General features: G+C 66.9%; 17 protein-coding genes and 1 pseudogene. 12 read left to right on the top strand and 6 right to left on the bottom strand.

What is annotated here, in order from left to right:
- Positions 1 to 12 precede the first annotated feature (12 nt).
- Genes D892_RS0131205 through D892_RS0131155 form a run of 11 tightly spaced genes read left to right on the top strand, consistent with a single transcriptional unit; the run spans position 13 to position 11,110 of the window.
- A complete protein-coding gene (locus D892_RS0131205) occupies positions 13 to 465 on the top strand; it encodes a 3-hydroxylacyl-ACP dehydratase (RefSeq protein WP_024805015.1) in 453 nt (150 codons plus the stop codon).
- Positions 462 to 1,733 carry a beta-ketoacyl synthase gene (locus D892_RS0131200; RefSeq protein ID WP_024805014.1) on the top strand — a complete coding sequence of 424 codons (1,272 nt, stop codon included), beginning with the start codon at positions 462 to 464 and terminating at the stop codon, positions 1,731 to 1,733. Before D892_RS0131205 ends, D892_RS0131200 begins: the two co-directional genes overlap by 4 nt.
- On the top strand, positions 1,730 to 2,167 hold the full coding sequence (locus tag D892_RS0131195) for a 3-hydroxyacyl-ACP dehydratase FabZ family protein (protein WP_024805013.1): 438 nt from the start codon (positions 1,730 to 1,732) through the stop codon (positions 2,165 to 2,167). Before D892_RS0131200 ends, D892_RS0131195 begins: the two co-directional genes overlap by 4 nt.
- A complete protein-coding gene (locus D892_RS0131190) occupies positions 2,164 to 3,447 on the top strand; it encodes a beta-ketoacyl synthase (protein WP_024805012.1) in 1,284 nt (427 codons plus the stop codon). Before D892_RS0131195 ends, D892_RS0131190 begins: the two co-directional genes overlap by 4 nt.
- A complete protein-coding gene (locus tag D892_RS0131185; RefSeq protein WP_084161299.1) occupies positions 3,444 to 5,801 on the top strand; it encodes a beta-ketoacyl-[acyl-carrier-protein] synthase family protein in 2,358 nt (785 codons plus the stop codon). Before D892_RS0131190 ends, D892_RS0131185 begins: the two co-directional genes overlap by 4 nt.
- Before the next feature lie 6 nt (positions 5,802 to 5,807).
- Positions 5,808 to 6,935, top strand: coding sequence for a 3-oxoacyl-ACP synthase III family protein (locus D892_RS0131180; protein ID WP_198037021.1), 1,128 nt, complete (start codon positions 5,808 to 5,810; stop codon positions 6,933 to 6,935).
- Complete coding sequence (locus tag D892_RS0131175) at positions 6,928 to 7,758, top strand: ester cyclase (protein WP_024805009.1); 831 nt, start codon at positions 6,928 to 6,930, stop codon at positions 7,756 to 7,758. Before D892_RS0131180 ends, D892_RS0131175 begins: the two co-directional genes overlap by 8 nt.
- 38 nt (positions 7,759 to 7,796) lie before the next feature.
- A complete protein-coding gene (locus D892_RS0131170; protein WP_024805008.1) occupies positions 7,797 to 9,026 on the top strand; it encodes an FAD-dependent monooxygenase in 1,230 nt (409 codons plus the stop codon).
- Positions 9,008 to 9,736, top strand: coding sequence for a bifunctional 2-polyprenyl-6-hydroxyphenol methylase/3-demethylubiquinol 3-O-methyltransferase UbiG (gene ubiG, locus D892_RS0131165; RefSeq protein ID WP_036567586.1), 729 nt, complete (start codon positions 9,008 to 9,010; stop codon positions 9,734 to 9,736). Before D892_RS0131170 ends, ubiG begins: the two co-directional genes overlap by 19 nt.
- Positions 9,737 to 9,738: 2 nt before the next feature.
- Positions 9,739 to 10,713: an NADP-dependent oxidoreductase gene (locus tag D892_RS0131160; protein WP_024805006.1), complete on the top strand. Its 975-nt coding sequence runs from the start codon at positions 9,739 to 9,741 to the stop codon at positions 10,711 to 10,713.
- The gene (locus D892_RS0131155) at positions 10,706 to 11,110 is read left to right on the top strand and encodes a hypothetical protein (RefSeq protein ID WP_156959751.1); all 405 of its coding nucleotides are present in this window, start codon (positions 10,706 to 10,708) and stop codon (positions 11,108 to 11,110) included. Before D892_RS0131160 ends, D892_RS0131155 begins: the two co-directional genes overlap by 8 nt.
- 25 nt (positions 11,111 to 11,135) lie before the next feature.
- Here D892_RS0131155 and D892_RS0131150 read toward each other — a convergent pair whose 3' ends face one another.
- The 5 genes and pseudogenes from D892_RS0131150 to D892_RS0131135 all read right to left on the bottom strand — a co-directional run bounded on the left by D892_RS0131150 (position 11,136) and on the right by D892_RS0131135 (position 14,929).
- Positions 11,136 to 12,080: an SDR family NAD(P)-dependent oxidoreductase gene (locus D892_RS0131150; RefSeq protein WP_198037020.1), complete on the bottom strand. Its 945-nt coding sequence runs from the start codon at positions 12,078 to 12,080 to the stop codon at positions 11,136 to 11,138.
- Positions 12,038 to 12,562 (bottom strand): DUF2505 domain-containing protein, encoded by a 525-nt coding sequence (locus D892_RS0131145; RefSeq protein WP_024805003.1) that lies wholly within the window; start codon positions 12,560 to 12,562, stop codon positions 12,038 to 12,040. Before D892_RS0131145 ends, D892_RS0131150 begins: the two co-directional genes overlap by 43 nt.
- 21 nt (positions 12,563 to 12,583) lie before the next feature.
- On the bottom strand, positions 12,584 to 14,134 hold the full coding sequence (locus D892_RS0131140; RefSeq protein WP_232236396.1) for a BTAD domain-containing putative transcriptional regulator: 1,551 nt from the start codon (positions 14,132 to 14,134) through the stop codon (positions 12,584 to 12,586).
- A 54-nt stretch (positions 14,135 to 14,188) separates the two neighbouring features.
- Positions 14,189 to 14,446, bottom strand: a pseudogene (locus D892_RS49800) (winged helix-turn-helix domain-containing protein); the annotation flags it as partial.
- Positions 14,447 to 14,455: 9 nt separating this feature from the next.
- The gene (locus tag D892_RS0131135) at positions 14,456 to 14,929 is read right to left on the bottom strand and encodes a DUF1772 domain-containing protein (RefSeq protein WP_036567582.1); all 474 of its coding nucleotides are present in this window, start codon (positions 14,927 to 14,929) and stop codon (positions 14,456 to 14,458) included.
- A gap of 306 nt (positions 14,930 to 15,235) precedes the next feature.
- Here D892_RS0131135 and D892_RS44115 point away from each other — a divergent pair, with 306 nt between their 5' ends.
- Positions 15,236 to 18,433, top strand: a complete 3,198-nt coding sequence (locus D892_RS44115) for a BTAD domain-containing putative transcriptional regulator (RefSeq protein ID WP_156959750.1) — start codon at positions 15,236 to 15,238, stop codon at positions 18,431 to 18,433.
- Here D892_RS44115 and D892_RS0131125 read toward each other — a convergent pair.
- Entirely contained in the window at positions 18,423 to 18,743 is a 321-nt protein-coding gene (locus D892_RS0131125; RefSeq protein ID WP_024804999.1) for a hypothetical protein, read from the bottom strand. The genes D892_RS44115 and D892_RS0131125 overlap by 11 nt on opposite strands.
- Positions 18,744 to 18,887 lie beyond the last annotated feature (144 nt).

Genomic DNA, 18,887 nt, shown 5'->3' with positions numbered 1-18,887 from the left:
AGGAAGGCAGATATGCGATTCCACCTCGTCGACCGAATCGAATCCTGGGAGTCGATGCGGTCCATCACCGCCAGCAAGGTCACCTCTGTCTACGAGGACTATTGGCAGCTCACGGAAAACGGGCCACGGCTGCCGTTCGGGATGGCGCTCGAAGCACTCTGCCAAGCGGGTGCGTGGCTGGTGTTACTCAGCTCGGAACACACCAAACGGGCGGCACTGTTGACAGTGGGCGAGGCGTCGGCCCACCGGGACCCGCGACCGGGCGACATACTCCGCATGCACGTCGACGTCGTCGCCACCAACAGTGCGGCCGCTGTGGTCGACGGGCGCATAGAGGTGGACGGGACCACGGTATTCGAGGCTCGCGACATCATGTGCGCGCTCATCGACGCGGAGAATCTGGAGAGTCCGGCCGAGACCCGTACCACGGCACGACATCTGCTGGGCAAGGAAGCGACGCAATGAGACGCGCGGTCATCACCGGAATGGGGGCGGTCACTCCACTGGGAGTCGACGCCGAGACGACGTGGCGCGGCCTCATCGCCGGTCGCAGCGGTGTCGGACGCCTCACCACCTTCGACTGCACCGGCTTTCCGGTGCGAATCGGTGGACAGGTGCCCGACGATTTCGACCCCGACTCCGCGATCCGGCCGGATGCCGACCGTCGCTGGATCGGCCGGCCCGGCCGATTCGGCCTCGCCGCCGTGACGGAGGCGCTCGCGGACGCGGACTGCGCCGCGGCGTATCCGCCGGACGAACGGGGCCTCGCCATGGGTGCCAGCGTCGGGCGCCCCGACCTGCCTCACCTCCTCGAAATCGCCAGGGTGCGAAGCACATCCGGCGATCCCACGGCATTCGTGACACAGCCGCCGCAGCGGGTCATGGCCGACGATCAGAACCTCGCACTGAACGCGATGGCGCGCATGCTCGGTGCGTCCGGGCCGATGGTCGGTATACACACGGCCTGCTCGGGCTCCGGTCATGCGATCGGTGAGGCGCTGCGGATGATCCAGGAGGGCGACGCTCGGCTCATGGTGGCCGGCGGCTACGACTCGCTGACCACCTGGGCCGACATCCTGGGGTTCGGCCTGCTCGGCGCGATGACGGACCGGTACAACGACAATCCCCGTGCGGCGTCGCGGCCTTTCGACAACGAACGGTCCGGCTTCGTGATCGGGGAGGGCGCGGTAGCGTTCGTCGTCGAGGAACGGGAATCGGCGCGGGCCCGGGGAGCGCATATCCATGCCGAAATCCGGGGCTACGGAGCGAGTCTCAACGCCTGGCGGATCACCGACTCGCCGCCGGACGGCGCGGGCGCGATCGAGGCGATGGAGGCCGCGATCGACGACTCCGGCTCGGACATCCGCGATATCGACGTCGTCGTCGCGCACGGCACCGGCACGCAGGGCAACGACGTGTCGGAAACCAGGGCGATCAAGAAGGTGTTCGGTGACCACGCGTATCGCCTCGCGGTCACCTCTCCCAAGTCGATGACCGGTCATCTGACGGCCGCCGCGGCCGCGTTGAACGTGCTCGTCGGCGTCGGGGCACTGCGCGAATACACGGTGCCGCCGACGATCAACCTCGAAATCCCCGATCGTGCATTGGATCTCGACTACGTGCCGCACTGTGCCAGGTCCATGCGCGTATCGACGGTACTGATCAACGCACTCGCCTTCGGCGGGGCGAACACGAGCCTCGTCATCGCTTCCCACCGGGAGGACTCGCCATGACCGCCGCCGAACTCGATGCCGCACACGTCGTCGCCGTCGTACCGGCGTCGATCGCTGTCCCCGGATTCGACCGGATCGTCGAACTCGAGCCCGGCATCCGCGCTGTCGCGATCCGGAACATCCCGGGAACGTTGCCGCTGTTCGCGGATCACTTTCCGCGATATCCGATCATGCCCGGCGTGCTGCTGCTGGAAAGCATGATCGCGCTCGCGGCCCGGGCGTCGGGCACCGGCGAATGGCGGTTGTGCACCGCGACCGCGGTGCGTTTCCGGCGGTTCGTCGTTCCGGGAGACCAGGTCGTGTTCGCCACCGACGCGGCCGGACCCGCGGCCGGGCTCTGGCGCGGCACGGCGACAGTCGACGGTCGTGTGGTGGCGAGCGTACGAGCACTGCGGTTGGCCCGGATATCTCCGGTCGAAACGAGTGCGCCATGACGGCGCCGCGTCGCGCGGTGATCACCGGCATCGGTATCGTCACCGCGCTCGGGACCGGCGTGGCGGACAACTGGTCGGCCATCGTGGCGGGCCGCACGGCGATCGGCCATTTCCGGCTGTTCGACCCGACCCCGTTGCGCACCCACCTGGGTGCGGAAATCCTCGATTTCGTTCCGTCCCGGTATCTCGGCTCGCGTGCACGGAAGATGTCCACGCGTGGCGATCAGCTGGCCGTGGCCGCGGCCCTGCTGGCACTCGACGACGCCGGGCTCGGACAAGCGGAGCTGGGCCACCGCGCGGGGCTGTTCCTCGGGGGAAACAAAGACATTTGTCATCGGGACGAGACGATCGCCGAACTCGGCCGGATCCGGAAGCCCGACGGCACGGTCGATCTGCGTGCACTCGGAGAGAATGCCGCGACGCTGATACCGCCGCTGGCATATGTGGAAGGTCTGCAGAACGGCGCCGTCTTTCACGTGTCGTCGAAATTCGGTATCAGAGGCGCGAATTGCTTCTATGCGGGCACCGCGGATGCCGGGGCGACCGCGATCGGGCGTGCGATGCGTGCCGTGCGGCACGGTGTGGTCGATCTGTCGCTCGCCGGTGGTTTCGATGACGCCACGACCTGGTGGGCGATGTCACGAATGGACGGGCTGGGCGTGCTCACCCACCGAAACGAGTTGGGCGAGCGGGCCTTCCGGCCCTTCGACCGGGACCACAGCGGATCCGTGCTGGGGGAAGGCGCGGTCGTGCTGGTCATCGAGGAGCGTGATCGGGCACATCAACGCGCCGCTCGATGCTACGCGGAGATCACCGGTTTCGGCGCGGGCAACGACGGCAGGCGCCCCCCGGCACCGGATCCGCGAGGCCGTGGTCTGTCGCGAGCGATTCGGTACGCCGCCGCCGATGCCGGCGAACTGTCGAACGCGATCGACTACATCGCCGCGCACGGGTGTGCCACTCCGGCCGGCGACGTGTCCGAAACCCGGGCCCTGCATGCCGCTTTGGGCCCGGCCGCCCGGGACGCGCAGATCAGCAGTGTCAAGCCGCAGACCGGACATCTGGTCGGCGGCGCCGGTGCCCTCAACGTGGCGGTCGCGGCCATGGCATTGCATTCGGGCATCGTGCCCGCGACGCGGAACCTGCGGACACCGGCGCGTGGTTGCGATCTGGATTTCGTTCCGGGCGCCGCCCGGCAGTCGCGTCCGAACGGCGCGCTCGCGCTGGCGCGCGGCCTGGAGGGGCAGGCGGTCGCGGTGGCGCTGAACAAGATGGGATGAGAGGGCTTTACGAGATGGACGAGTGGATCTCGGGCTCGCGGGTTGTCGTCACGTCGCTCGGTGCGGTGACGGCGCACGGTGCCGGCGTGGCGAGCCTGTGGGAAGCGGTGCGTAACGGACACGTGGCAATCGGCCCGATACGCGGACTTCGGCTGGACGGGTTCGATGCTCCGATCGGTGGTGAGGTCGAGGCGTTGCGGAGGCCGAAGTACGACTATCTGACTCGGCTCGGTCTCCGTTATCCCGAGCCCGCACTGGATTTCGCTCTCGTCGCCGCGGAGGAGGCGATGTCCGGTGCGGGCGTCGAGGTGCCCTCGACTCGCTGGGGTGTCTCGTTCGGCAGTTGCAACGGCGGAATACGCAGCGGCGAAATGGCTTTGCGGCGAGCCCGTGAGCGGGACACGAAGCCGCGGGACGACAGGCATCTGCTGATGGTGCCGCCGCACGCCATGGCGGAGGCACTGAGCGCGGCATTCGGACTTCGAGGGCCCGTATTGACGGTCAATACCGCCTGCGCCTCGAGTGCTCACGCCCTGGCACACGGCGTCGAGATCATTCGCGCCGGCCGTGCCGACGCGATGCTGGTGGGCGGCAGCGATGCGCTCACCGAAATGGCCTACGCGGGATTCGGCAGCGTCGAGTCGTTGTCGGCTCGTCCGGCCGCGCCGTACTCGCGCAGTCGCGACGGCCTGTCGCTGGGCGAGGGAAGCGGAATGCTCGTCGTCGTTCGTGCCGATATCGCGCACGCCGCCGGTGCCCCGGTACTTGCCGAGATCCTGTCCTACGGCATGTCCGGCGATGGATACCATGCGACCGCCCCGCACCCTGCCGGTGAGGGGGCGGCGCGCGCGATCGGAAGCGCGTTGTCCGGGGCAGCGTTGTCCGGTGCCGATGTCGCGTACATCAATGGGCACGGGACCGGCACGCCGAAGAACGACTCGGCGGAGAGCAATGCGGTGCGTGCGGCGCTCGGCGATGCCGCGCAGCGGGTGGTGCTCAGCAGCACGAAATCGATGATCGGGCACCTGCTCGGCGCGGCCGGTGCGGTCGAGGCGATCGTGACGGTCAAGGCGCTACAGGAGCAGTGGGCCCCGCCGACCGCGGGATTCACCGGTGCCGATCCCGGGTGCGGGCTGGACGCCGCACCCAACGAAGGCCGCCCGCTGGCCATGGATGTCGCGCTGTCGAACAATTTCGCCTTCGCTGGAGCCAACGCGACCGTCGCTTACGCCAGGCCGGGGACCCGCCCCCGCCCGAGTGCCGGGTTCCCGGTGGACGACGTCGTCGTCACCGGCGTCGCGGTGGTGAGCGCGGCCGGGACCTCGGTCGACGAACTCTGGCGGGCCTATCGCGCGGGCCGCACGCTCGGGCGCGACGAAGACGGTCTGCGGGTCGCCCGGATCACCGACGACCTGAGCCGCTACACCGCGCCGAGGGAACGACGCCGGATGGACCGGTTCGGACAGCTTGCGGTGGCGACCTGCCGGGGTGCGCTCGAACAGGCCGGGTTGGATGCCGACGAGCGAATCGGCGTTGTCCTCGGCACCGGAATCGGCCCGATCCAGAGCATCGGAGATTTCTTCCTGCCGGTTGTCGCGGGCGGGCCCGCGATGGCCAATCCCGCCGTATTTCCCAACACCGTCTTCAATGCGGCCGCGGGGCAGGTAGCGATGGTGCTCGGCGCCAAGGGGCCCACATCCACCACGACAGTGGGGCATTCGTCGGGGGCCTCCGCGGTGACCGTCGCCGCCGATCTGTTGCGGGCCGGGCATGCCGAGGCGATCCTGTGCTGCGCCGTCGACGAACTGTCGGACTACGCCATCGACGCGTATCGCGGTCTGTCGCTGCTCGTCGGGCGCGCGGGGCGCGACTATCTCCTCGCGGAAGGCAGCATCACCCTGCTGCTGGAACGATCCTCGTTCGCTCGTGCGCGGGGCGCCCGAATTCTGGCAGGTCTGGGTGGATACGCGACGGCCTCCGACGCGGTCGGCATCGGCCGCTGGGACCGGCGCGGCCACGGGCTGGAGCGCGCCATGCGTGGGGCGCTCGGGGAGGCCGGGGTGCGGGCGGATCGACTCGCGGCCGTCTGGGCCAACGCGGCCGGGCTGCGTGTAGCCGACAACCCGGAGAACCGGGCCATCGCGCGCCTCGGTCTGCCGGGTTCCTGCCGCGTCGAACGACCGAAGCGCATCCTCGGTGAGCCCGGTGGCGCCGGAGCGCAGTTGTGCGCCGCCCTGGCGATGGCGAGCTGGCACAACGGATTTCCCTACGGGCCGGCACTCGTCAACTCTTCGTCGCTCGGCGGCACGCACACCGGTTTGGTCCTGTGTCCGCCCATTCGTGAATCGGAGTGATCGCATATGCCCACTACCACCGACCGACATGTGTCCGTCCTCAGCACCGGAGCTCACCTGCCCGGTGCGCCGATCGACAATGCGAGGCTCGCAGACCTGTGCGGGCCACTGCCCGAGGAGGTGGCCGACGGGATTCAGGTGCGCTCCCGGCACTGGATCGCCGACCCCGAAACCGGTTCGCACCGAACCGGTACCTCGGCAATGGCCGTCGCCGCCGCACGGCAGGCGCTCGACCGCGCCGCAGTGGATCCGTCCGAGGTGGATCTGCTGATGATGTCGACGGCGAGCCCGGAGTATCCCCTGCCCGCGGCCGCGACCTACGTGCAGGAGCAACTGGGGCTGCAACGGTGCGCCACAATGGAATTCCGGGCGGCATGCGCCGGATTCGTGCAGGGCATGGACTACGCGCGGCGGTTACTCGCCGACGGCACCTACGACACCGCGGTGGTGATCGGCGCGGAGTCCATTTCGCCACTGCTCGTTCCCCTCTACCTGGGCCAGGATCCGCAGCGGATTCGGATGCGGGACCGGCTCACCCTGTACACCTTCGGCGACGGTGCCGGTGCCGCGGTGCTGCGAGCGCAGCCTCGGGACTCGGCGCGGCGAGAGCCGGAAAGGTACGCGTTCGGCACACAGTGCCTGGGGGGTATGCGCCGGCCGGGGATGCAGATCGTCGGAGGCGGCACCGATCTGCCCGCCTCGGAGCAGGCGCGACGTAAGCGCCTGGTGGAGATCAAACTCGACGTCGCGGGTACGACCACGGTCGGCCCGCAGGTCTTCCACACGGCCCTGCGCGACATGCTCGCCCGCAGCGGACTGGCGCTCTCCGATATCGACGCGTGTGTCCTGCCGGAGGGCAACGCGGACTACTTCGCGGAAGGGTTCGGCGACGTGGGCATCTCCGGTGAGGACCGTGCCGCCTTGCAGAAATGCATCGTCGAGAACCTCTCCGACGTCGGGGCGACCGGTTCGGCCGCGGTTCCCCTGGCGCTCGACGCGGGCTGGGTGAGCGGCAGGATCCGCCCCGGCGCCACGGTGCTGCTGCTCGGCGTCGAGGCGAGCCGCTATGTGTACGCGGGCCTGACCCTGGAATGGGAGGCGCGGACACCGGCGGGGACGGTGCGCCATGCATGAGGAATACAACAAGGTCGTCATCCGCCGCGTCTTCGACGAGTTCGTCAACCGCGGTGACTTCTCCGTCGTCGACGAGATCTACCGGGCCGATGTGGTCGATCACCAGCCGCTACCGGGCGCGCCCCAGGGACGCGACGGAGTCAAGTACACCATCGCGGGATTGCGCACCGGGTTTCCGGACCTGCACGTCACGATCGAGGAGATGAGCGCCCACCGGGACTACGTGGTCATCCACAACACCTGGCGCGGAACGCATCTCGGTGAGTTCCTGGGGCTACCGGCGACGGGTCGGGCGGTCGAGTTCCGAGGCGTCGTCGTCTGGCGGCTGGCCGACGGACTCATTGCCGAGCGGTGGGGGATCGGCGTCGAATCCAGCATGCTGTCCGCGCTGGGGCTGGGCTGGCTCGCCTCGGGGGCGGCCGGGCCGGGCCGGGCCGCCGTCCTGTCGCCACCGCAGTTCGTCACGCAGGTTCTGCCCATCGTGCCCGGCGCATCGGCACGCTGGAGTGCCCTGCGACAGCAACTCGCGGGCTCGAAGGCGGAGGACTATCAGGCATCGCGACGACGTGGGGGAATCGTCGGCGAGTGGTTTCGGCAGCAGGAAGTCCAGGGGATGCAGGTCGTGGTGCACAGCGTGCAGGCCCGCAGTCCGGGCCGTGCGATGCGGCGGCTGACCGGATCCACGGATCCGTTCGACAGCTGGCTGCGGGAGGCGGCGAGAAGCGTGTTCGGGGTTGATCCTTGGGCTCGGTTCATCGACGACCCAGGGCATCCCGCGCACGAATGGCGGACGTCGACTCCCGCTCGGGCGGTGCGGCGATGACCGCCACCGATCCGGCCCTCGGCGAAGGAGATACCACGATGCCGACGCGACCGGTGCGGCGAGTCCTGATCGCCGGAGGCGGGATAGGTGGTCTGGCCGCCGCTCTTGCCCTGCAGCGCAAGGGTTTCGGCGTGACGGTGTTCGAATGCGCCGATGCGCTCCGGGACGGCGGCGCCGGACTGCATATATGGACCAACGGAACGATCGTCCTCGATCGCCTCGGCGTCGCCGGCCCAGTACTGGAAGTCGCGCCCGCACAGCAGATCTGTCACTTCGGCACCTGGCGGGGCGAGATGTTCGGTGCGTGGCCGGTCGGTGATTTCGTGACCGAGTACGGCCGGCCGACACTCGCCGTCGAGCGATCGGTACTGCATTCGATCCTGCACGATGCGCTGCACGGTGATCCGGTTCGCACGGGGGCCCGAGTGGTCGGCTTCGACCAGGACTCGGAGGGGGTCACGGTGCGGCTCGCCGACGGACGACACGAGCGGGGCGACATCCTCATCGGCGCCGACGGTATCCACAGCGTCGTCCGCGCCGGGCTGTTCGGTGACACACCGGCCCGGTTCAACGGCTATATCGCCTGGCGCGGTAAAGGGCGCCTGGAGCACGAGCTGATCCCGCCGGGCAGCTTCTACGCACTGTTCGGTCGTGGCACCCGATTCACCTACTACGACGTCGCGCCCGGCGTCGTGCATTGGATGAGCGTGGCCAACGGGCCGGCCGGAGGTCACGACGAGCGCGGGGTCGCGGCCATGCTCGCCGAGCGGCATCGGGGCTGGATGCCGCCGGTCCAGGACATCCTCGCGGCCAGCCCGGAGGAGGACATCATCCGCAGCGACGTGTTCGACCGTAAACCGGACCGCCGCTGGGGAATCGGCCGGGTGACGCTGCTCGGCGACGCCGTGCACCCGATCACGTTCAACATCGGCCAAGGGGCCTGCCAGGCCCTCGAGGACGCGCTCGTCCTCGCCGAACGCCTGGATGCCTGCCGCGACGATCCGGGACGCGCATTACGCCGCTACGAGCGCGAACGGCGCGGCCGGACCGCCTCGATGCAACGCGTCGCCTGGCTGATCGGTCGGATGGGCGCGGTGGAGCATCCACTGCTGATCGCCGCACGAGAAGTGTTCATGCGTCTCGTGTGGCCGGCGCTGGCGTTCCGCATCGCCGAGCACAACCAGATCGCCTACGCGAGGCGGTGGAGCCCACCGCCCCCGCCGATGCCGAGTACGGAAGAAGAGAACCGATGGCCGATCACATCGTGAACGACGACTACTTTTTCGGCGCGTTCGCCGACAGCTGGTGGGACAGTGATTCACGGATGCGGGGCCTGGCGTCGTTCCAAACCCCGCGGTTTCGATACTTCGACCGTTTCCTCGGGGAATGGGCGGGCAAGCAGGTACTCGATGTCGGTTGCGGTGGCGGGTTCACCACCGAATTCCTGTGCGAGCGCGGCGCCGATGTCGCCGGGATCGACCCGTCGCCGCGACTGATAGCAGCGGCGCGGCGGCACGCCGAACAGACGGGCAAACGGATCGCCTACACCGTGGGAAGGGCCGAGGAACTGCCGTACGACGCCGGCCGTTTCGACGTCGTCACCTGTGTGGACGTCCTCGAACACGTGCGGGATCCGGCACGCACGGTCGGCGAGATCGCACGCGTTCTGAAACCCGGTGGTCTGTTCCTCTACGACACGATCAACCGGACAATGCGGTCGCGGCTCGTGATGATCTGGATTCCCGAGTATTTGACTCGGATCGTCCCCCGTGGGGCGCACTCCTGGCAGGACTTCATCACGCCGAAGGAGATGCGCCGGTATCTCGCGGACGCCGGTCTGGTGCCGGCGGACAAGATGCGCGGATTGTCGATCCTCGGTCGAAGGAGGGACGGCCGATTGATTTTCTTGCGGACCCCTGATGTATCGGCCACGTATATGAGTGTCGCCCGGCGCCTGGGCGACGGCGTCGAGGAGTAACGATGAAAGCAGTTTTCTACCACCGCTTCGGTGACGCGGACGTCCTGGAGTACGGCGACCTGCCGGAACCGAAGATGGGCTTGGACAGCGTGAAGATTCGAGTCAAGGCGGCGGCCGTGAATCCCGTCGACTGGAAGGCGCGGGAGGGATATCTGGACACCGTCTGCGACACGATGTTTCCGGTCGTCCCCGGTTGCGACTTCGCGGGCGTCGTCGTGGATGTGGGCCTCGGCGTAACCGAGTTCGTCGCGGGCGACGAGGTGATCGGATTCCAACGTGACGACTACCTGTCCCACGGCACGTTCGGCGACATCGCCGTGGTGCCCACCCGCGCGGTCGCGCACAAACCACCGGGACTGGACTGGCTCGAGTCCGCAGCACTGCCGTTGGCCGGTATTACGGCGTATCAGGCGGTCGTGCGCGTGCTCGACGTGCGGAAGGGACAGACCGTGCTGGTCCATGCCGCAGCGGGTGGGGTGGGCAGCTTCGCGGTTCAGATCGCGGCCCATCGCGGTGCACGAGTGATCGGTACGGCCGGCACGCACAACCACGAGTTCGTGAAATCGCTCGGCGCCGAACCTGTCGATTACCGGTACGGGTTGGCGGAATCGGTTCGGGCGCTGGCTTCCGGCGGAGTCGACGCGGTGCTCGACGCCGCGGGCAAACGGACGGTACGTGCGCTCGGACCGCTGCTCTTGCCGGGGGGCAGGTTGGCCTCGGTCGTCGATCCGAAAGTCCGCTCGGCCGGTGGTCACTATGTGCTGGCGCGCCCACACCGTCCCGACCTGGAAGAGGTGGCACAGATGGCGGCCGATGGCGTGATACAGGTCGAGGTGAGCACGGTCTTTCCGCTGTCCCGAACCGCTCAGGCGCATCGCCTGAGCCAAGGCGGCCACACCCGCGGCAAGATCGTGGTGATCGTCGACGAGTCGATCACGGGCGGGCGGGAGCCACGGACGGGAGAAATCCATGAATGAGGCTCGGCTCGTGCTGCGAGCGCAGCCGCTGGTGAAACAGATGGCCTGGTCACAAGGTGTGGCACGAGTACTGATCGGCACGTCGATGTTCGTGGCGCCCACGCCGGTCGTCGGCTCCTGGACGGGAGCTGCCGATGCTGCGGCCGTGCATCTGCCGATGCGGGCGCTCGGCCTGCGCGACGCCGTGATCGGTATCGGCACACTGTGGTCGCTGCGCCGGGGGCAACCGGTCCGGCATTGGTTCACGCTCGGTGTCGCAATCGAACTCATCGATGCGTCGGTGACGGTGAACAAACGTTACCGCCTCGGCAACACCGGACATCCGGATGCCTGGGAATTGCTGACCGCGGCGGGACTCGTCGGCGGTGTGATCGTGGCTGCGGCACTACGGGATTGACGGCACTACGGGATCGAGGCTCCGGTCAGGCCCCCTGCACGAGCTCTTCCGAAGCCCTCCACAGAAGTTCGGCGCGCGTCCGGTCGTAGGAGGCCGGCGCGCTCGCCACCGGTGTTCGCCCGGTGAAATAGCTACCGGTGACGGCGGAGAGTTCGGGGGCGGTCGCGATCCACGCGAGGTCGGCAGCGGACTCGGCGACGCTGCGCCCGATCGGGAGCAGGCGCCGCACCGCGGGGGCCAGCAACCGATAGGTCTGCCGCATCGCTGTCGGATAGTCGCGAGCCAGCCCGGTCTCCGGCATCAGACCCGGGTTGAAAGCGTTGACGGCTATTCCGCGCGGACGCAGACGCTCGGCCAGCTCGTACGTGAAATACACATTGGCCAGTTTGGAGGTGGCGTAGCGTACCCGTCCGGCGTGGCTGGACGTGCGATGGCGCTGAACTCGGATGTCGGCGAGATCGCTCGGATGTGTCCACGCCGGCCCCGGGAAACCCATCGACTTTCGCGGTCCCTGATGAACATCACTGGACACCACCAGAATCCGCGATCCGGCCGGCAATCCGTCGGTCAGTTGTGTGACCAACTGGAAGTGGCCGAGGTGGTTGGTCGCGAAGGTGAGTTCGTATCCGTCCGCCGATTCTCGGACCCCGTGCACGACCTGCAACCCGGCGTTGCAGATGATCCCGGCCAGCTCGTGGTCGGCAATGATCCGCGCTCCGTGGCGAACCGAGGATAGAGAGGCGAGGTCGATGGGCACGATCCGCACGCCCGCGGCCGAGGCGACGGCACGGATCTCGTGTTCGATCGCGGTTGCCTTGGCGCGATCGCGGCACGCCAGGATCGTGTTGTGGCCCGCCTTCGCGAGTTCCTTCGCGGTCGCCGAACCCAGGCCGGACGACGCACCGGTGATGACGAACCATCCGGACATCAGCTTCCCCCTGTCGACGGACAGTGCTGCGCTCGCACCCATTGTCGGGTGAACGATGCTATGTCGTCGGCGTCTTCGGCGACCCCGTCGATCATCCGGTCCTCGATCGGCTTGCCGAGGACCGGGATGTGCACCGTGACGGTGCCGGCGAAGCGGAGATCACATCGTGAATCATCTCCCCGCAGCAGCAGTTTCGCCGACACCGTAACAGGTGCACCGACGACACGGCCATCCGTCCGGCCCTCGGCGCATCCGTCGACCAGAGCCGACCACTCCTCGGAGTATTCGAACCGGATCCCGGAGGGGCGCAGCAACGCTGCCTTGTCCGGCATTCGTTCCGGTGGAATGAGTTTCGAGACCGCCAGCCGTACGGTGGCGCCGTCGGATTCGAAGAAATCCAGTGACGCTTCCGCGCCGTCGATCTCCGCGACCCGTGCCTCCCAGTATGTCCGGTTCAGGAGGGCATCGTGGAGTTCGGCCGCCGGGAAAGGATATTCGGTGATTCGGACAACCTCTGTGGGCATGATCTGTTCCGCTCCTGGATTTCAATTGGTGACTACCTGGAGGTGGTCGGCGCGAGAGGCGGCGGAGAGGTGCGGACGACGGCCCCGCTCCGCGGCGTAGATTCGGTACACGTCCAGCATGCTGTACTGGATTCGCCCGACCGGGTCGAGCCCGACGACGTTCAGCAGATGCGCATCGACCAGTCGATCCAACGCCTCCTCGACGTCGATCATCCGGTCGAATCCGAGACCGGGAGATGTGGTGACCTCGCCCGGCCGGAGGTTGCTGCCGAGGTGAACGAACATGCGCGCCGATCGGCGGTCGAGCCGGTGGTAGCTCGAGCCGATGTAGGCGCGCACATCCATCGAACCGAACGACAACTCGTCCAGGCGACGGGTCTCGTCGGCGAGACGAGCGTTCAGCTGGCGGAACGTCCGATGCGGCCGGCTCGTCATCCGGCTCGCCACGATGCGCAGAGCCGACGGAAGGCCCGCGCAGTACCCGGCAAGCTCCTCGACCGCGTCCCGTTCGCCGAGCACCCGGGCCCGCCCCATGATTCGGCACAGCATGTCCACGCTGTTCGCGACCGACAGTTCACCCACGGTGTGCCGGCACACCCCCGCGATGGAGAGGGATGTTCGGCTCGTCACGAGCGCCACGCTGCCGCGTCCGCCCGGCAACAACAACCGCAACTGTTCCTCATCGGCGGCATCGTCCAGCACGATCAGGATCCGGCGGCCCGCTACCCGGCTCCGATACGACTCGGCGCGAGCGTCGAGATCGGCGGGTATCGCGCCGGGCGGCGTGCCGAGCGCCCGTAGAAACCTGGTGAGGATTGTCCCCGGATTGGCCGGCAGGGCGTTGGTGGCGCGCAGATCGGCGTAGAGGCAGCCATCGGGAAACGCCGGTCGCACACGGTGTGCGGTCCGGACCGCCAGTGCCGACTTACCCACACCCGGGCCTCCGGTGACCAAGACCGGGCGGGAGTCGGCACGACGGGACAATTCCTCGTTCAGCCACTCGACCTCACGATCGCGCCCACCGAAATCCAAGATGTCCATGGGCAGCAGATCGGGCGCCCGATCTGCTGCCGAGACGATCCGGGTATCGGTCGGTGGCTTGCCGGGCGGTACGAGCGGCCGTCCCTGCAGAATCATCGTGTGGAGCTTGCGAATCGTGGGTGCCAGATCGGCCCCGAGTTCGTCGGCGATGCAGCGTCGCGCGCGATCGTATTGGCGTAGCGCCTCGGCGGTCTGGCCACCCAGGTAATACGCGCGGATGAGCCGCTCGTGCAACTCCTCGGCCAGTGGCTGATCGAGCAGGGCCTTGCGCAGTTCGACGATGGCATAGGAATAGCGGCCGCCGCGGAGTTCCGCATCGGCCCATTCCGCGATGGTCTCGAGTTTGAGCTGCCGGAGCGTATCGCTGAATCGGCGGGCCCACCTGCTGGTCAATCCGGCCAGCGCCTCGCCGCGCCACAGTCGCAGGGCGCGTGCCAGATACTCGGCACGCAGCGGGTCATCGGCCGGTAACGCGCGTGCCTCGTCGGACAGCCCTCGAAAATTCGACAGGTCGATCTGGTCGGGTTGCACGTCCAAGAAATAGCCTCCGCCATTTCTGCACACCGTCACCGGTCGGCCGGTACATTCTGTTGCGGCCTTCAATGCTCGCCGCAGCCGCGCGATATAGGTGTACACGACGCTCCGCACCGCTTCCGGAGGCTCGTCGTCCCAGACTCGATCGATCAGTGATTCGATCGACAGCGGGCGTTCCGGTTCGGCGAGCAGTGCCGCCAGAATTCCGCATTGCCGAGGAGGTCCGAGGTCGACGCGACGCCCTAGTACTCGGAGCTCGACAGGGCCTAACAATCTGAATTCGATCACTGATTTCCCTCGAGACTGCATCCTGCATAATTAAATATGAGCAATCGCGATGCACAGTCCGGCGAGCGCCGAACCCTGCAATGCGAGTCGAGCGTTGATCACGCTGTCCCATTTCTGCTGCAATTCCCGGGCATCAGGGGAGACGACGTGATCGACCGCCGCCCGGGTCAGTTTCTTGTTGACGGGTGCGCTGATCGTGGCGTAGATGCCCAGCCACGCCAGCAGTGCTGCTGTTGCCACACTCGCGGACACGGCGGAAACCGTATTCCGGTCGCGGATCGCGGCCGCCGCACAGAGGGCCGATGTGGTCACGCCGATCGCGCCGGGTACGGGCATCCGCTTGTCTCCGTACCGATGAATGTGCCCCATGACCGCTGTCAGCGTACGATCGTCGACCTGCGTCAGCCCGGGGCGCTGAACGGTCGCGCAGAAGAAGTCGGTGCCATAAATGGCGGCATTGGCAATGACGGACACCGTTCCCAGAACCTTGATCAGATATTGCACGATCGGCCTTTCCGACGTGGTGACGCCCTCTCGGGGATGTCGCTCGGTAGTACGTGGGCAAAGTTCACGCTAGCGCCGACATCTCGCCTGTTTTCTCGAGGAAGCCTTGACAGCCTTCGAAACAGCTTTCTTCCGGAAACTTCCGATCCGGTGCGGGCCCCGACACCATCGAGGTTTCCCTCAGGCGCGCAACTGTCGCTGAACTAGCGCCTAACCGGCTGGTCTGCGCCGGGTTGCACGGGGGTGGCTCCCGCTTCGGGTTGCACTTAGGCTGACTTCTCGAGGGATGGTGGGAGGAAAGGCTACGTGACACAGCAGCAGATACATTACAGAGTGCTCGGCCCGGTTACGGCCTCGCGGGATGCGGAAACCTTCGATCTCGGGCAGGCGAGACAACAGGCCGTTTTCGTGACACTTCTCTTGGAAATGAACCGTCCGGTATCGGTGCATTCGATCGTCGATGCGGTCTGGGGTGAGAGCGGGCCCGGGGGTGGGCGCAACGCCGTCCAGACCTACATCAGCCGGCTTCGGCGTGCCCTGAGGCTCGGGCGGGAGGCAGGCGAGCCTGGACCTGCCCTGCTGTGGACCGAACGCGGGTATGTGTTGCGAGGCGATCCGGCGCTGGTGGATCACGTCCAGTTCGAGCGCCACATGGCCGCCGCGGAACTGAGCGGGCGCCACGGTGATCACACCGCCGCGGCCGAACAGATCCAGGCGGCGCTGGACCTCTGGCGCGGTGAGCCTTTCACCGGTCTGGACGGTCCGCTCGTCGAAGCCGAACGCCGGAGGTTGTCGGAAAGGTATCTCGCTGCCCTCGAGTGTCGAGCGTCGACCGATATCGACCTGCATCATTACGCGGACGCGGTGGCGGAGTTGTCCCGATTGGCGGCGGCCCACCCCCTTCGAGAACGGTTCCAGGCCCTCCTCATGATCGGCTTGCAACGCTGCGGCCGGCAAGCCGAAGCCCTGGCGGTGTTCCAGGACACTCGTCGTCGGCTCAGCGAGGAACTGGGGATCGAGCCCGGGCCCGATCTCCGCAGCGTGCAGCAGCAAGTGCTCCGTGGCGAGTTCGAACGATCTCGGCATCCTCATTCCGAGGTGCTGGTCGGCAGGAATCAGCTGCCGGGCGATATCGCGGACTTCACGGGTCGTCAGGACGAGATGCGCCGGCTGCTCGCCGCCATACCGCGGAACGAGGCACAGGCAACCGTGTTGGTGCAGGCCGTCGACGGCATGGCGGGGGTCGGCAAGACGGCGCTGGTGGTGCACGCGGCTCATCGGCTGCGCAGCCGCTACCCCGACGCACAGCTCTATATCGATCTGCATGGGAACGCGGCCGAGCGGCGACCGACCGAGCCGGCCGCGGCGCTCGATACCTTGTTGCGAGCGATCGGAGTACCGGGCGAGTTGATCCCCGGCGAGCCGGACGAGCGAATGTCCTTGTGGCGCAGCAAACTCGCGGGCCGTTCGGCTCTGATCGTGCTGGACAACGCGGCGGACGCCGATCAGGTTCGTCCGCTGGTTCCCGGCACGCCCACCTGTCTCGTACTGGTCACCAGCCGGCGCCGGCTGATCGACCTGGAGGGGTGCACCACCCTGTCGCTGAATGTGCTGCCACGCGAGGACGCCGTGACGTTGTTCGCGACGATCGTCGGTGACGACCGGGGGTTGGCAGAACCCGCCGCGGTGGCGGAGATCGTCCTGTTGTGTGGCCATCTCCCGTTGGCAATTCGTATCGCGGCCGGTCGGCTCCGCGCGCGGCCGGCCTGGCGCGTTCATGAGATGGCGGAGCGTTTACGCCAACCGCGCCGTCGGCTCGATCATCTCACCGCGGGCTCGCGCAGCGTGACCGCCGCTCTCACCGTGAGCTACAACGATCTGCCCGGCGATCACCAACAGGTATTCCGGCTACTCGGGCTGCACCCCGGGCCGGATTTCGACGCTTGCGCTGCCGCCGCCCTGGCCGATATGGATGTCGTCATCGTCGAGCAAATCCTCGAAGCACTGATCGATGTCCATCTTCTGGAGCAGGCAGTTTCCGGGCGCTACAGCCTGCATGGCCTGGTCGCAGAATATGCCACCATCCTTGCTCAGCAATCCGATTCCGACTGCGAAACGGCCATGACGCGCCTCTTCGATTATTACCGATACGCCGCCTGGACTGCCAGCACGGTCATTTTTCCCGACGCAGCGGTGCGTTCCCTCGACCCGGTCGAGCCTACGACGGCCGTCCCCGCGCTCACCGATCCGCGTGATTGCATCGCATGGTTGCACAGCGAGCGCCCGAACCTCCTGGCCGTCGCCAAATATGCCGCGCGAGCGTCGTGGAACGGATACACGAAGCAGTTCTCCGAGATTCTCTGCCACTACTTGACCGGAATACATTGTTCGGACGAAGCAGTCGAATTGCATTCCGATGCCATCGACGTCGCTCGCCGCGCGGGGGAATGGGGGGAAGAGTGCCGACTGCTGACCAATCTCGGGTTCACGCTGTGGCGGACTCGCCATGGTCCGCAGGCTCTATCGATGCTGAGCGAGGCCGCACATCTGGCTCATGCCAGGGGCGACAGTGCCGCCGAGATCCGGGCGCTGCACCATTGTGGACTGGTCTACTTCCGTTTGGGTCGATATTGCGATGCCTTGATCAGCTACCACCGCGCCCTCTTGTTGTCACGGACCGTCGGCGACCGGTTCTACGAAGGTCATGCGCTGAACGGCTTGGGTCTGGTATACAAATTGATGGACTTCTATGACGAGGCGCTGTCCTGTATTCGGCAGGCGTTGCGTGTCGCCGATGAGACGAAGAATGTCTATCTACGCTCCTCAGCCCTGATTCGAGTGGGAGAAATCCACCTACGAATGGGGAGATCCGATCAGGTTCTCGTGTACCTGCAGGCGGCTCGTCAGGCTCTGGCGCCGCTGCTTCCGAATACACTTTTCCATAACTGGCTATGGGTGCAGATCGGCAACGCGCATTACTGCCTGGGGCAGCACCGGGCGGCACTCTACAACTTGAGAAAGGCTTTGGGGCTCGCCGAGAAGAACGGAGACCTGATTCCGGAATGCTACGCGCATCTGGGAATGGGTAACGTGTATCGACAGCAAGGTCGGTACCATACCGCGGTCGCACACTACACCCGAGCGCTGACCATTTCTCGCGTCACCGCATCTCCCTATGAGGAGATGCTCGCGTATGATGGCATCGCTTCTGTCTATTTTCATACGGCTCGAGTTGTCGACGCTCGTCGCTATTGGAAGAAGGCCCTGGCGGTGGCCTCGAATCTGGGGGTGTCCGAGGCCCAGCGAATCGTAGGCCGACTGGGAGCCGTCGACCCGGATTTTGCTACCGAACAAGCGACTCGATCCGCCCTGTCTCATTCGACGGAGTTCCACGTCGCCGCCTTCTCGATTCGCGGTGATATTTCGCCGCCCCTCGACATGGAGAGCCCTTCGTACATCGTGACCGCCGAAGGAGAGTGCGGCCCGCCGCCGCTCATTCGGTGATCGGATCGTTGAACTCGGCGCCTCGTGGCGCACACGCAGCACAAGGTAACCGCAGCAGATCCGGGTGCACCTCGTCATCGACCGTGACAATGAACTCCGGAAAGCCTTGCGCCAGTTGATCGGCCATGTTCTCGGCTTGCTCGGCACTCGCCTGGAAGTCCAGGCTCGAAGCGCCGGATTCGATGTGGATGCGGCGAACCCGCTGCAAATGGCCGCGGGAGGCGGCGAGGCCGCATGGCGCATGACGCTCCGGCGGAATCCGGTGGCCCGCTGCAATGTCCGCGATCAACAGGTCGTAGGCGTCGGCCACCACGCTCCGCCGGTTTGCGGTGGGGTGGATGCTGCGCCCGAGGGGCTGCGGCGTCGGCTTGGCGCCGGGTACCGGCCTGACCGTAAGCCGGGTTTTCGGGCCGCTACCGGCCGGAATCGGCAAAGCTTCTGAAAAATAGCCGGA

Origin of the sequence: Nocardia sp. BMG51109 (assembly GCF_000526215.1) — a bacterium.
Lineage (GTDB): Bacteria > Actinomycetota > Actinomycetes > Mycobacteriales > Mycobacteriaceae > Nocardia.
This window is presented reverse-complemented; position numbering and strand designations above follow the sequence as displayed.

Excerpts from the sequence above, each read along its gene's own strand:
- D892_RS0131205 (WP_024805015.1), top strand. The coding sequence starts at position 13 with ATGCGATTCCACCTCGTCGACCGAATCGAATCCTGGGAGTCGATGCGG.
- D892_RS0131200 (WP_024805014.1), top strand. The coding sequence starts at position 462 with ATGAGACGCGCGGTCATCACCGGAATGGGGGCGGTCACTCCACTGGGA.
- D892_RS0131195 (WP_024805013.1), top strand. The coding sequence starts at position 1,730 with ATGACCGCCGCCGAACTCGATGCCGCACACGTCGTCGCCGTCGTACCG.
- D892_RS0131190 (WP_024805012.1), top strand. The coding sequence starts at position 2,164 with ATGACGGCGCCGCGTCGCGCGGTGATCACCGGCATCGGTATCGTCACC.
- D892_RS0131185 (WP_084161299.1), top strand. The coding sequence starts at position 3,444 with ATGAGAGGGCTTTACGAGATGGACGAGTGGATCTCGGGCTCGCGGGTT.
- D892_RS0131180 (WP_198037021.1), top strand. The coding sequence starts at position 5,808 with ATGCCCACTACCACCGACCGACATGTGTCCGTCCTCAGCACCGGAGCT.
- D892_RS0131175 (WP_024805009.1), top strand. The coding sequence starts at position 6,928 with ATGCATGAGGAATACAACAAGGTCGTCATCCGCCGCGTCTTCGACGAG.
- D892_RS0131170 (WP_024805008.1), top strand. The coding sequence starts at position 7,797 with ATGCCGACGCGACCGGTGCGGCGAGTCCTGATCGCCGGAGGCGGGATA.
- ubiG (WP_036567586.1), top strand. The coding sequence starts at position 9,008 with ATGGCCGATCACATCGTGAACGACGACTACTTTTTCGGCGCGTTCGCC.
- D892_RS0131160 (WP_024805006.1), top strand. The coding sequence starts at position 9,739 with ATGAAAGCAGTTTTCTACCACCGCTTCGGTGACGCGGACGTCCTGGAG.
- D892_RS0131155 (WP_156959751.1), top strand. The coding sequence starts at position 10,706 with ATGAATGAGGCTCGGCTCGTGCTGCGAGCGCAGCCGCTGGTGAAACAG.
- D892_RS0131150 (WP_198037020.1), bottom strand. The coding sequence starts at position 12,080 with ATGGGTGCGAGCGCAGCACTGTCCGTCGACAGGGGGAAGCTGATGTCC.
- D892_RS0131145 (WP_024805003.1), bottom strand. The coding sequence starts at position 12,562 with ATGCCCACAGAGGTTGTCCGAATCACCGAATATCCTTTCCCGGCGGCC.